Origin of the sequence: Pedosphaera parvula Ellin514 (assembly GCF_000172555.1) — a bacterium.
Taxonomy (GTDB): domain Bacteria; phylum Verrucomicrobiota; class Verrucomicrobiia; order Limisphaerales; family Pedosphaeraceae; genus Pedosphaera.
In genome coordinates, this window is record NZ_ABOX02000019.1 from 48,133 (window position 1) to 60,959 (window position 12,827).

Here is a 12,827-nt window from a genome sequence, read left to right on the forward strand (position 1 = left end):
TCGGTTCAATAAAAAACGGGCGTCCAGAGACTGGTCGCCCGTTGGTTGAATCAAAATGGATTGTGAATTAAGCCTTGGCGGCTTTGGTCTTCAACGCGTTTTGGGCAACTTTGACCAATTCGCCAAATGCTGCATTGTCGGTGGCAGCAATGTCGGCCAGGACCTTGCGATCCAGCGCGACTTTGGCGGCTTTGAGGCCTTCCATGAAGCGGCTGTAGGTGGTGCCAGCCGCGCGGGCGGAAGCATTGATGCGCGCCTGCCAGAGTTGGCGGAAGGTGCGCTTCTTGGCACGGCGGTCGCGGAAAGCGTATTGCTTGCCGTGATCCGTCGCATCTGCGGCGTAACGGTACAATTTGGAACGGCGACCGCGAAAGCCTTTGGCCGCTTTAATTGTGCGTATGCGGCGCTTGCGCGAAGCTGGGGCATTAGTAACTCGCATAAAAAATAATCAGTTGAGATTGAAATTCGGTTAACGGCTGAAGGGCAGGTTCTGCTTGATACGATAAGTGTCGGTGGAATCGACTTCCTTGGAGGTGCCGAGGTTACGACGGCGTTTTGCATTCTTCGATGCGAGCAAGTGGCGTCTGCCGGCGCGGGAACGCATGACCTTGCCGGTGGCGGTGATCTTAAAGCGTTTAGCTACGGACTTCTTCGTTTTGATACCTTTGGGGCGTCTCATAAATTCACATTCTTTCCAAAAGAGCGCGCAATATAGGGTGTGCCGGAAGACGAATCAAGCGGTATTTTTCGCTTTCTTCCAGCCCAAAACCCTTATCAGTATTGCACTAAGCTCTTAAAGAGGGATTATTTAGCACGAAACTGTGGTGTTTGCACCTCAATCTTTTGGCAAACTCGCAGGCAAACCGATCTTTGTCCAGTCAAACAACACGCCGGGATTGATCCAATTACGGATATTCGCAATCGAAGAGGTGCGTTTTTCGAGGAAAATAGTTCAGTTCAAATAGTTAGGCCTGCAAACCGGAGTGCTCTTCAAGCGCCTTATTGTAGGCGTCTCGTATCGGTTTGAGCAATGGGGAACGTTGGAGGTTGTTTCCATCCAAGGTGACAGCCTCAACAATTCCCCAGGAACTTAACGAAAGAAAAACTCCCTGGGATTGGAGCAATTTTCCCGGAGTGGTGGTGGTCTGCATGGCGGGGATGTTGAGCCTCTCACAAAGCTCAAGCACCATGGCGCGGGTTACCCCGGGAAGAATCGTGCCCGCCAGGGGAGGGGTGCAAACTGTGCCATGCTCGATCCAAAATAGATTGCTGCTGGATGCCTCAGCCACTTCACCGGAGGTGGCGAGCAGGAGAGCTTCATTCGCACCATGAGCATCAGCCTCGGAACGGGCGAGCACCTGCGAGAGTTTGTTGCAGGTTTTGGATTGGGTGAGCGGATCATTGGCTGGCAACCGGACCGAGGAGGTAATGAGAGTCCACTGTGGCGGGTGCCCTGGATCGATCACGGGCGCAGGATGCAACGACATAACCACAGAGGGATGATCCGCACCTTTGGGTGAATAGCCGCGTGCGCCGATGCCCCGGGAAATGATGAGGCGCAAAATGGAATCCGGCATCTCGTTTTGCCTTATCAACTCTGCGGCATGTTCGCGGAGTTGCCCTGACGTGTAGGGCATTGGCAGCTTCAATAAATCAATGCCTTGCTGCAAACGGCGCATGTGTTGCTCCCACAAAAACGGTTTCCCTCTGCAAATGCGGAAGGCTTCGAACAAACCATCGCCGTACAAGAAGCCGCGATCGAAGACAGATATCACTGCCTTCTCTTCGGGAACAAACTGGCCGTTTAGAAATACGATCATCGGTATTCTCTGAAGCATCAAATCTTCACGCTTAGTGTGCCTTCCGGCTTTTTAAGCTAAGGGCTGTGCAGTTAGCCTGTAAAGGAGAGATTGAGCACTGCAGCTCCGTTTAAGCAAGAAGCGCCTTCACCACCTCGCCATGAACATCGGTGAGCCGAAAGTCGCGGCCTTGGAATCGATAGGTGAGTTTGGTGTGTTCGAGCCCAAGGCAGTGGAGAATGGTAGCTTGTAAATCGTGAACGTGGACCTTGCCCTCGACCACGTTGTAGCCAAAATCATCGGTGGCACCATGGGTATAACCTCCTTTGATTCCGCCGCCAGCCATCCAGAGACTGAATGCTTTTGGGTGATGGTCGCGACCAAGGTATTTTGAACCGTCGCGCTCTTCGTTCATGGGCGTGCGACCGAACTCACCGCCCCAAATGACGAGCGTATCTTCAAGTAATCCTCGTTGTTTTAGGTCTTTGATGAGAGCGGCCATTGGCCGATCAGTTTCACGACATTGCTTGGGAAGTCCCTCTGGATTGACGATATCTGTATTGGGAGCCGTGCCATGGTGATCCCAGCCGCGATGGTAGAGTTGTACAAATCGCGAGCCACGTTCGATCAGGCGGCGCGCCAGCAGACAATTGTTGGCGAACGCAACTTTTCCTGGCTCGGTGCCATACATTTCGTGGATGTATTGAGGTTCCTTGGAAATGTCCATCAACTCCGGTGCGCTGGTCTGCATCTTGTACGCCATCTCAAAGGAGTTGATACGTGTGGCAATTTCGGGATCGCCGGTGGCATTCAGCTCCATTTCATTCAGGTCATGCAGAGCGTCGAGTGCGCGGCGTCGGTCCTGCACGCTCATGCCTGCAGGATTGGAAAGGAAAAGCACTGGATCGCCTTGGGACCGAAATTGTACGCCTTGATAAACCGTGGGCAGGAAACCGCTACTCCAACACGCTGTGCCGCCGCTGGGTTGGCCACCGCCGGAAAGCATCACGACGAAACCGGGAAGATCCTGCGATTCACTGCCAAGACCGTAGTTTAACCACGAGCCCATGCTCGGACGACCAATCTGCGTGGAGCCGGAATTCAGAAAAATTTGGGCGGGCGCATGATTAAAAGCGTCAGTGACCATTGACCGGACCAAAGTGATATCGTCAGCGACGGTTGCCAGATGTGGCAGCAGCTCGGAAAGCTCCATGCCGCATTTGCCATGCCTCGCAAATTTATGTGGCGTGGCAAGAATTTTGGGAACTCCCTTGATGAAGGCAAACCTTTCGCCCTTGATCATCTCCTCGGGACAAGGCTTCATGTTCAAGGGCTCCAACTTTGGTTTGTAATCGAAGAGGTCGAGTTGAGAGGGCGCTCCCTCCATGAACAAATAAATCACCCGCTTCGCTTTAGGAGTGAAATGAGGTGCTTTGGGTGACAGTGGGTTGATCAGGCTGTGGGCCGACTTCGTGGCTGCAAAAAGTTTGTCGTCGAGCATCGAAGCAAGAGCTACGCTGCCAATGCCCCAGGCGCACTTGCTAAAGAAATGACGGCGCGTGAGGCCGTGAAGCTTTTGTTGTGAGAGCGGGGTTGATTGGCAATTCATATTATCCCTTGGTAATGGTCTCGTCCAGGTTGAGAAGGACGTTCGCGACGACAGTCCATGCCGCCAGTTCGTCAACCCCCAGTCCCTCAGGAGCCTTGCCCAGTTCACTGGTCGCCATCTTTTCAGCAGCGGCGTGATCGTTCTTAAACCGGGTGAGTTCCTGTTCGTAGAGGGCAAGGATGCGTTTAAGTTCCCCGTCTTGAGGCCGGCGCGAAATGCAAAGCCGGAAAGCATAGACCGCCCGTTTCGAATTGTCCGCGCCACCTTCTTTCAGCACGCGCCGAGCCAGGGCCTGCGCTGCTTCAACATAAGCAGGATCGTTCATCGTATCCAACGCTTGAAGCGGAGTGTTGGAACGGGGACGACGGGTGCAGATGAGTTCGCGGCTGGGAGCATCAAATGACATGAAAGCCGGGTATGGCGAGGTGCGCCGCCAAAATGTGTAGAGACCCCGTCGATATTTGTCTTCACCTTTGCTCGTTTCCCATTTGTCGCCGCTGTAAATCTGGGTCCAAATGCCGTCCGGTTGATAGGGGAAAACACTGGGGCCGCCGATCTTTGAGCTAAGCAGCCCACTTGCTTTGAGGGTGATGTCGCGAACGCCTTCGGCAGGAACGCGGAAACGGGGGCCGCGCGCCAACAATCGATTGTAAGGATCGCGTTCAAGGAGTTCCGGTGAAGCTTTGGAAACCTGGCGATAAGCGGCCGAGGTCACAATCAGACGATGCATGGCTTTCATACTCCAGCCTTGGCGAATGAATTCCGTGGCGAGCCAGTCAAGCAGTTCGGGATGAGTGGGAGCTTCGCCCTGACTGCCGAAATCTTCAACCGTTTCCACAATTCCATGACCAAAGTATTGTTCCCAGATACGGTTGACAGTAACTCGGGCGGTCAGCGGATTCTCGGGACTGATGAGCCAGTGCGCGAGTGTCAGGCGATTCGTTGGTTGGTTTGCAGGAAGCGATGGCAATGCTGCCGGGACGTTGGCATAAACGCGATCGCCGACATTGAGAAAATTGCCGCGCATAAAAATGTGCGTTTCACGCGGGGCTTCGCGCTCCTTCATCACGAGAGTGGTGGGAATCTGCTTCTTGAGTTCAGTCTCCTCCTTGCGCAGGTCGGCCAGTTGTTGTCGAATCACCTTCAATTCGGGTGCATCCACCCTGAAGCGGCTCAGCACCTCTGCCTTCTGCTTTTCATTTCGCTGATCAGGCGCAACCGTAAGGGCGTTCAGCACCGCAACCGGCAACTTGGAGGCTGCGGTTGGATTTACGTTGGTTGTTATGGCCAAGCGGAAACGTCCGATGTTTGCCTCAGGCCATTTCGAAGCATGCCTGAGGGTGATGGTGAGCAGTGTGCCATTGGTAAAATTGATCGGTTTTTCGCATTCGAAATATGCCGCATGTTCAGTCTTGAAGTCTGCATGATCAGCGGAGGTTGGCCAGCCAGCATCAGCTTTGCCATCAAGTAGTGTGGTCAGCTTGCGTCCTTCCGAAGTGTAATCGGCAATGGCTGTTTTCAGAGTAATTGATTGGGCAGCTTGCGAGTTGTCCCTGGGAGCAGCAGCAACTTCGAAACGATTCAGCACAAAACTGCCGTTCGAACGACGGCCGGAAGATTGATCGGGCAGGCTCGCATCAGGAATAATTTCCAGACGCAAACCAGTGATGTTTCGCAAAACGGTCCCGGCCGTGACCGTGTAAGTATCGTTGGAAGGATTTATGCCGCTCGCAAGCAATGACTTATCCTCGAGCTTTGTAAATTTGGCTCCTCCAGCCGAAGTAAACGAAGTCGGGTCCAGTGTGGCCCATGGAATCGCTTCGGCGAGTTGTCTCTTCTCCCAAACGATCTGCACGGCAGCTAACTCCGGAGTTTCCTTTTTGAATTCAGCATCCAGACGGGTGGTTTCAGTTTGTATTTCCTTCAACCGGGAGGTTTGCCGGGAGGTGGGAACACTTAGGTCTGGTTCGTCAGCGTTGTTGAAGAAGGCGAATAGCTGGTAGTATTCCTTCAATGTGAAGGGATCGTATTTATGCGTGTGACATTGAGCGCAAGCCAGTGTCGATCCAAGCCAGACAGTTGATGTGGTGTTCACGCGATCCACGATGGTTTCAACCCGGGCTTGTTCCTTGTCCACGCCTCCTTCGGTGTTCAACATCGTGTTGCGATGAAAACCGCTGGCGATCTGTTGCTCAATTGTTGGGTTCGGCAGCATGTCCCCGGCGAGTTGCTCAATGGTGAATTGATCAAACGGAACATCGCGGTTGAAAGCATTGATGACCCAATCGCGATACAGCCACATGCTGCGGGCCGGGTCTCTTTCGTAACCGGTGGTGTCGGCATAACGGGCGAGGTCCAGCCAGTGTCGCGCCCACTTCTCTCCATAATGCGGTGTTGCAAGGAGACGTTCCACCAACTTTTCGTAGGCATCCTTGCTCTTGTCAGCCACGAAGGCGTCCACCTCTTCGATGTCCGGTGGCAACCCGGTCAAATCCAAACTGAGTCGGCGAATCAAAGTCGCTCGATCTGCTTCGGCGGATGGCTTTAAGTTTTCCTTCTGCAACCGGGCGAGGATAAAATTATCGATTGGGTTTCGCACCCAGCGGGAGTTTTTGACCTTGGGCGGCTCGGGACGTTTAGGTTTTACGTAAGCCCAATGTTTCTTCGGACCGGTGCTGTTCGCTGGAAAAGAAGCCCCCTGATCAATCCACGCTTCGAGCAACCCGATCTGTGTCGGAGTGAGCCGCTCACCTTTTGGGGGCATGATTTCATCTTGGGCAACCAAACCAGCCACACGCAGGATCAATTGACTGTCACGACTTTTACCAGCAACAAGCGCGGGCTTGCCGGAATCCCCGCCGCGCAGAACGCTATCCTTGTCGTCCAATCGCAAACCGCTCTTTTGCTTCTTCGCACTGTGACAATCAAAACAATGTTTTTCCAGGATGGGTTGAATATCGTGAGCGAAATCTACCTTGATGCTGGCGGCAGGTGGCAAGTCACTGGCTCCCCTGGCCGAATCAACGGCAAGGCAGATTCCTAACATGTAAAAGATGACAGCTAACGCGCGTCGCCGCATAAACTCAGGAGTCCGAGTGAAGATAGGACGCCTCGCAACGTTTGTGAATTCGACAGGGCTGAGCACATGACTATTCTTTTTGCCAGAAGAGCTTTAGCAAGCTTTGTTTTTGGACTTTGTCTTAAGGCTGAGGGGTTGGCAACGGCGGAGGAGATTGCTGGCCCAATGCCGGTAAAAAAACCGTATCCGGTGTTTTGACCAAGTAACGGTGGGTGGCCAGATTTCTAAACTCAGACCGGAGCTTCTGGGATGAGTAAATAATCCAGAAAATGGGCCAGCCTACGAAAAACACGACTCCAAAACACCAGAACATAACGGAAATCAACGGGAGCAGCAGAATGAAACCGATGGTCTTTAAAATGGCTGTGGTTTCGTTTTTGGAGGAGAGACCAAACCACATGCCGCTCCAACACAGTGCGAAGATGTCGAGAGTGAAGATGGCAAGATATGCGAGACCGAAGAACAGCGAGAAACCAAGGGATTCCAAGCGGAAATTATTGTCAACCACGGCAATTCCGAGGAGCAGGCCTCCAATCTCAATTACCAGGATCAAAAGAATGGGGAAGAGGAAAGAGCATTTCAAGGCAAGGACCTGGCCGCGAATTATTTCATCAACCGTCAATGGGGTTGAAAGAAGCATTTCGAGGGCATTATTCTGGCGGGCTTCGGCAAGACAATGACACGACTGGACGGCGACCCACATCTTCAACAAAAAGTTGATGGCCACAGTGCAGCTCACGTAGGCGGTCATCCAGTTGAGACTGCCGACCCAGATGAAAAGGGCGTGTAATAGAATGATGGCAAGTGCAACGAGATAGAGGGCCAATCCCTGGCCTGTGTTGCGAGCAGCCAGCCAAAACGCAGGATTTATGTTTAACAGGCGGGTTCGAAGTTCTGCTCTTTTCGCGGGTTTGCCACGCCTTCCTTGCAGTGCACGTTTCCACCAGCTTGACAGAGAGCTGGTGGAAAAATCTTTCTGAAAACGATTAGGCAAAACCAGCGATGCCCAGATGAGCAAAGCCCAGCTTAACCCGTGCATGATCAGTATGGAATTCCAGTAACCGGAGGGAGCGTATTTAAAAACGGCATCAAAGGCGGTTCTATAGGCAAACGCGGGACTGACTGGATGGAGACTGGGTTGGCCAGTTAAAAAGGGACCTATTGTCAGGATGACTATAAACACCAGGGTGGTTCCAAGCGCTTGTCTTTCTACCCGGTTATATGCCGAGGCCCAGATTCCGATGCACAAGGAAAGAAACAGGATGCTCAGCAGGGCGAGAGACATGCGCCAAAATTCCACCGGTGTCACCCCGCCCATCAGCAGTGAAAGCGCCAGGATGGGCAGGACTGCGAGGAGGGAATAGATTGCATTGAGGGAAGTCGCGGCGAGCTTTCCCAATACCACATCATAGCCACGCAGATCGGTCAAGAACAGCAGGCCGAGCGTTCCTTCACGTCGCTCGGAGCTAAGGCAATCCGCAGTTCTGCGTGCACCTTCGATAAAGCAAAGCAACATGGTCAGGTACGAAAGTGTGTGGAACATGGCTTTCCCGACCTGCGAATGAAATGAACTCAATACGCCGAATACCAACATGGCCATCGCGACGACGGTCAACGCCCCGGCTGCGATGGCGCGAATCCAATACGTGCTGCGCAGCCGCGATGCAACACGTAGTTCGCGTTCGACTAGTGGCAAAAATGTCATGTTAAAGGGAACCGCTCATCAACCTGGCACGCAGAAGGTAGCAAATCAGGAGGCGCTTTGGGGAGAAAATTCTGCCTGGCCCTGCAAGTCGAGCGCGGATAGGAACCCGCGAGCTTTGGCGATGGTTTCGTCATACTCGGCGGCCGGGTTGGAATCTGCGACAATGCCCGCGCCTACATTGAACCAGGCAACATCATTTTTGCGAATGGCAGTTCGGATGGCGATATTCAATTGGCTCTCTCGATTGAAGCCCAGATAACCGATCGAACCGGTATAAGGACCGCGGGTGATTGGTTCCAGTTCATCAATGATTTCCATCGCGCGAATTTTTGGGGCGCCCGTGATGCTCCCGCCTGGAAAGCATGAGGCAAAGGCAGCGAAATGCGTCACATCCGGTCGAAGACGACCCTCCACCGTGGATACGAGATGTTGCACCTGAGGATAGCGTTCGAGGCGGACCAGTTCAGGGACGCGCACAGATCCGTATTCACAAACGCGGCCAAGATCGTTCCGCAACAGGTCGGTAATCATGACCAACTCGGCCATCTCCTTGGGACTGGTTTGCAGTTCGTAGGTCAGACGCGCATCCTGGTCGGGATCGGCAGAGCGCGGACGCGTGCCTTTGATGGGACGTGTCAGGATGTGCGAACCACTCAGACGCAGAAACAATTCAGGTGACGAAGAGGCAATTTGGAAATCATCGCAATCCAGATAGGCAGAAAATGGAGCCGGTGAAACCGCGGCCAGTCGCTGGAACAATTTCCAACCGGAATACGGGCAGGGGGCGGATAAACGGTGCGAGAGGTTCACCTGGTAGATATCACCAGCGTGAATGTATTCCCGGACGCGCTGGACGCGGGAAATGAAATCTGCACGGGATAGATTGGAAGAAATGGTCTGGTCCGCTGATTCTTGTGCAGTGCTGCCAATTTGCTCGGAAGGCGTGCTGGTGAGCAGTTGTCGCCAGAACTCCAGTTGGTTGCGAGCTTGAGTTTCGTGGCGGGAGCCGTCGAGCTTCAGACCGGTGGAAACAATCCATGTCTTGGACAATCGATGATCAAAAACGACGAGACTATCGTAGAAACCCACGTGGCAATCCGGCAGTTCCTGTTCATTCACTGCACGACGGGGAAGCTTTGGTTCAACAAAGTTTTTCAGGTCATAACCCCAATAGCCAAAGCAGCCGCCGAGCGGAAATGGCAAGTCTACTTCATCCAGAAGTTCATAGCGGGCCATGAGACCATCGAGAACATGCCACGGATTGCCGAATTGCACGTGGGTTGCTCCAGCGAAGATCAATTCACAACGAGAGCCGAACGAGCGAACAGTCAGAAAAGGTCTTGCTGCAATGAACGAGTAACGCGCTTGAGTCGAATCAAACAATGCGCTCCGCAGCAGCACAATCCCGGGCTCGCCCTGGAGTTGCTCAACAAGCGACTCCGGCGTATGCGCGGTGGTTATTTCATGGATGAGTGGACGCATTTAACTGGAAATTACATGCTCAGCAATTTGTGAAGCGCCTTGTCATTCTTCAACGGACTTACCAAGGCCAGGTTCAGGTGCTCCGGACGTAAGAACTCGCGGGCAACGGCACGGACTTCCGCTGGTGTGACCTGGCTGACACGACGTTTCATTTCCTGAGGTGACATGATTTTGCCATAACCCAGGAATTGTTCTCCCAGCCACATCATCCGATTATCGGTGCTTTCGAGACCGAGGTCAATTTGGCCAATGATGTAGTCGCGGGCGCGGCGGAACTCGGCCTGACCGGGAGCAGTGTCAGTCAATCGCTTCAGCTCGTGGATAATGAGTTTAAGAGCTTTATTCAGGTTTTTAAGATCCAGTCCCGCAGAGATGGTGATGGTGCCGGTATCCTCGAAATAGCTGGGGGAACTGTAAACGGAGTAGGCAAGGCCGAGATCCTCGCGCAAAACCTGGAAAAGGCGCGAACTCATGTTTTCTCCAAGAATAGTGTTGAGGAGGCGCAAAGCATGGCGTCGAGGGTCATGACGGGAGCAGGTGCTGATGCCGAGCGCAATCTGTGTCTGCTCGGTTTCCTTGGTGTGCAGCCGGATGCGCGGGGCCTGCTGGTCTTCGATGACCGGAACAAATTTGGGATGCGGGCCTTGGGGAAAGCGTGGAGCGATTCGTGAGACGGCTTTAACGATCTGCTTGTGCTTAAGCCGCCCCGCTGCAGCTATAACGGTGCGATTCGCGACGTAATTGCGTTTTAAATAATCAATAACGAGTGGGCGCGAAAGTCCGTCGAGAGTTTTTTCGGTGCCGGTAAGCGGGCGTCCCAACGGTTGACCCGGCCAATGAGTTTCGTTGAGCAATTCCTGGACGAGATGCTGCGGTTGGTCCAAATACATGGCCAACTCCTCCTTGATCACGCCTCGTTCCTTGTTGATATCCTCAGGGTCAAACCTGGAATTGAGGAACATATCGACGAGGACATCCAGCAAATCGTCAAAATGATCGTAACGCGCCCTGGAATGATAGCAGGTGACTTCTTCACTCGTAAACGCGTTCATGTAACCGCCAATTCCCTCGACATCCTCTGAAATATCCCGGGCGGTGCGTTTTTTGGTGCCTTTGAAGAGCAGATGCTCGATGAAATGACAAACACCGTTTAGTTCTGCCGGTTCATAACGCCCACCGACGCCTACCCACAGGCCCAGGCTGACACTGGTCATATAGGGCATTTCGGCGGTGACTACTGTAAGACCATTCTTTAGCTGTGTGACTTGATACATTTTTAAAGCCAATTCTCAAATTTCCAATTTCAAATTATCAGGCCATCACATTCAATGGTGCGGCCAGGATTTGCAAGTGATTGAAATAATAAACACCTCGACCAAACTATGAAAATGCCCTGGGAACGACTTCGGGTGGGCCGACTTGATTTTTGTAATCAAGAATGACATCGATGGCCTCCTGGGGATCGTCGGTGACCCGGAAGAGCTCCATATCGCCTTCGCTGATGAATTTGCCGGCATCCAAAGTGGCTCGCATCCACTTGATGAGCCCGGTCCAATAGGTCTTGCCAAAGAGTATTAGAGGAAAGCGCGGAATGCGCCGGGTTTGTACGAGTGTCAGCACTTCAAAGAATTCGTCGAGGGTGCCAAAGCCTCCGGGCATGAAAACGAAGCCGAGGGAGTACTTCACGAAACAAACTTTGCGTGCGAAGAAGTAATGGAAATTGATGGGAATATTAGTGTAGAGATTACCTTTTTGTTCGAGGGGCAGTTCGATGTTGAGGCCAATGGATTTGCCATGAGCCCTGGATGCGCCTCGGTTGGCGGCTGCCATGATGCCAGGGCCTCCACCGGTGATTACAGCAAGGTTGTGTTTGGCCAATCCCCGAGCCAGGGTGACCGTGGCTTGATAATAAGGATTCCTGGCTGGCGTTCGGGCAGAGCCAAATATGGTTACCCCCGGCCCCACCTGAGAAAGGGTTTCAAATGAATCCACGAACTCCGCCATGATGCGAAAGATGCGCCACGGATCTTCCTTAATAAAGGTAAGGGTCGTACTGTTTTCCATAAGACTACTACATTAGGGATGATGGCGAGTCGTCGCAGCTAAAATGTTGCATGCGAAGCAAATGAACTTCATCTTCACCAAAAAACTGTAACACAGGAACGGCCTTTGAAAGGCGGTCAACCCAGGAATTCCAATGAGCAAACCAGGTGCAAAGGTGGTAGTGGTTGGATCACTTAATGTGGATTATATCGCGTTGGTCGAACAGCTTCCATCTGCTGGCGAAACGGTTCCGGCAACTGAATTGATCAAGCGATTTGGTGGAAAAGGTGCGAACCAGGCCGTGGCGGCTGCGCGACAGGGCGCGAGTGTAAGCCTGATCGGTTGTGTCGGAGAGGACGACGAGGGCAGGGTGTATTGCGAATCTCTGGCAGCAGAAGGAATCGAGGTAACGGGAATTTCAACAACGCTTAAGTCTTTGACTGGCACGGCGCTCATCGCAGTTGATTCAGCTGCAGAGAATACGATCATTGTCGCAGCAGGAGCCAACGGAGAGTTGAAGCGCGCGGCTATAAAAGCACAACAGCAGCGGATTCAATCCGCGAATGCTTTGCTTTTGCAGCAGGAAATTCCGCTGGAGTCAGTCGTTGAAGCCGTACGCATTGCCAATCGTGCCCGTGTTCCCGTGGTGTTCAATCCATCACCTCTGCGCGAAGGTTTTCCCTGGGGCAAATATCACATTGAGACTTTGATTGTGAATGCCGGAGAAGCGGAGTCGATATTCCGGCTAAACATTAAAAATATTGCCAGGAACATTCCTACATGGCGACGTGCGCTGTTGAAACGTGCAGTCGGGCAACTGATCATTACACGCGGGGCGAAAGCCACCCTCTATGTAAACGCGAACGAACTTGAAGAAATTCCAACGCTGCAAGTCAGACCGGTTGATACCGTTGGAGCGGGAGATGCCTTTGCTGGCGCATTTACGGCTCATTCGGCAGGCGGAGCGGAAATAATCAGTGCGATTCAGCGTGCAAATTGTGTCGGTGCTCTCGCAACTTTAAAGCAAGGAGCACAGGAAGCCATTCCAAGCCTGAGAGCAACAGAAATGGCTTTTCGCACAGTGAGGCGGCTCTGCAAGTAGCGGATTAA

10 protein-coding genes are annotated in these 12,827 nt (G+C 52.8%); 1 reads left to right on the forward strand and 9 read right to left on the reverse strand.

Translation table 11 applies throughout. The annotated features are described in order from the left end of the window. Positions 1–67: 67 nt before the first annotated feature. From rplT to CFLAV_RS15775, 9 genes are all read right to left on the reverse strand, one after another. Positions 68–439 (reverse strand): 50S ribosomal protein L20, encoded by a 372-nt coding sequence (gene rplT, locus CFLAV_RS15735; RefSeq protein ID WP_007415760.1) that lies wholly within the window; start codon positions 437–439, stop codon positions 68–70. Between the two features lie 30 nt (positions 440–469). Beyond that, positions 470–679, reverse strand: a complete 210-nt coding sequence (rpmI, locus tag CFLAV_RS15740; RefSeq protein WP_007415761.1) for a 50S ribosomal protein L35 — start codon at positions 677–679, stop codon at positions 470–472. A gap of 286 nt (positions 680–965) precedes the next feature. Beyond that, a complete protein-coding gene (locus tag CFLAV_RS15745) occupies positions 966–1,820 on the reverse strand; it encodes an aminotransferase class IV (protein WP_007415762.1) in 855 nt (284 codons plus the stop codon). Positions 1,821–1,929: 109 nt separating this feature from the next. Then, positions 1,930–3,408, reverse strand: coding sequence for a DUF1501 domain-containing protein (locus CFLAV_RS15750; protein WP_007415763.1), 1,479 nt, complete (start codon positions 3,406–3,408; stop codon positions 1,930–1,932). Position 3,409: 1 nt separating this feature from the next. Further along, entirely contained in the window at positions 3,410–6,454 is a 3,045-nt protein-coding gene (locus tag CFLAV_RS15755) for a PSD1 and planctomycete cytochrome C domain-containing protein (protein WP_160164594.1), read from the reverse strand. A 154-nt stretch (positions 6,455–6,608) separates the two neighbouring features. Continuing rightward, positions 6,609–8,192 carry an ABC transporter permease subunit gene (locus CFLAV_RS15760; protein ID WP_007415765.1) on the reverse strand — a complete coding sequence of 528 codons (1,584 nt, stop codon included), beginning with the start codon at positions 8,190–8,192 and terminating at the stop codon, positions 6,609–6,611. A gap of 45 nt (positions 8,193–8,237) precedes the next feature. Continuing rightward, positions 8,238–9,674, reverse strand: coding sequence for an aminodeoxychorismate synthase component I (gene pabB, locus CFLAV_RS15765; RefSeq protein ID WP_007415766.1), 1,437 nt, complete (start codon positions 9,672–9,674; stop codon positions 8,238–8,240). A gap of 11 nt (positions 9,675–9,685) precedes the next feature. After that, positions 9,686–10,948, reverse strand: a complete 1,263-nt coding sequence (locus tag CFLAV_RS15770; protein WP_007415767.1) for a M16 family metallopeptidase — start codon at positions 10,946–10,948, stop codon at positions 9,686–9,688. A gap of 106 nt (positions 10,949–11,054) precedes the next feature. Further along, complete coding sequence (locus CFLAV_RS15775; protein WP_007415768.1) at positions 11,055–11,738, reverse strand: LOG family protein; 684 nt, start codon at positions 11,736–11,738, stop codon at positions 11,055–11,057. Positions 11,739–11,871: 133 nt separating this feature from the next. Here CFLAV_RS15775 and CFLAV_RS15780 point away from each other — a divergent pair, with 133 nt between their 5' ends. Then, positions 11,872–12,819, forward strand: coding sequence for a ribokinase (locus CFLAV_RS15780; protein WP_007415769.1), 948 nt, complete (start codon positions 11,872–11,874; stop codon positions 12,817–12,819). The last annotated feature ends 8 nt before the right edge of the window (positions 12,820–12,827 follow it).

Coding starts and splice junctions, on each gene's coding strand:
- rplT (WP_007415760.1), bottom strand. CDS start 439: ATGCGAGTTACTAATGCCCCAGCTTCGCGCAAGCGCCGCATACGCACA.
- rpmI (WP_007415761.1), bottom strand. CDS start 679: ATGAGACGCCCCAAAGGTATCAAAACGAAGAAGTCCGTAGCTAAACGC.
- CFLAV_RS15745 (WP_007415762.1), bottom strand. CDS start 1,820: ATGATCGTATTTCTAAACGGCCAGTTTGTTCCCGAAGAGAAGGCAGTG.
- CFLAV_RS15750 (WP_007415763.1), bottom strand. CDS start 3,408: ATGAATTGCCAATCAACCCCGCTCTCACAACAAAAGCTTCACGGCCTC.
- CFLAV_RS15755 (WP_160164594.1), bottom strand. CDS start 6,454: ATGTTAGGAATCTGCCTTGCCGTTGATTCGGCCAGGGGAGCCAGTGAC.
- CFLAV_RS15760 (WP_007415765.1), bottom strand. CDS start 8,192: ATGACATTTTTGCCACTAGTCGAACGCGAACTACGTGTTGCATCGCGG.
- pabB (WP_007415766.1), bottom strand. CDS start 9,674: ATGCGTCCACTCATCCATGAAATAACCACCGCGCATACGCCGGAGTCG.
- CFLAV_RS15770 (WP_007415767.1), bottom strand. CDS start 10,948: ATGTATCAAGTCACACAGCTAAAGAATGGTCTTACAGTAGTCACCGCC.
- CFLAV_RS15775 (WP_007415768.1), bottom strand. CDS start 11,738: ATGGAAAACAGTACGACCCTTACCTTTATTAAGGAAGATCCGTGGCGC.
- CFLAV_RS15780 (WP_007415769.1), top strand. CDS start 11,872: ATGAGCAAACCAGGTGCAAAGGTGGTAGTGGTTGGATCACTTAATGTG.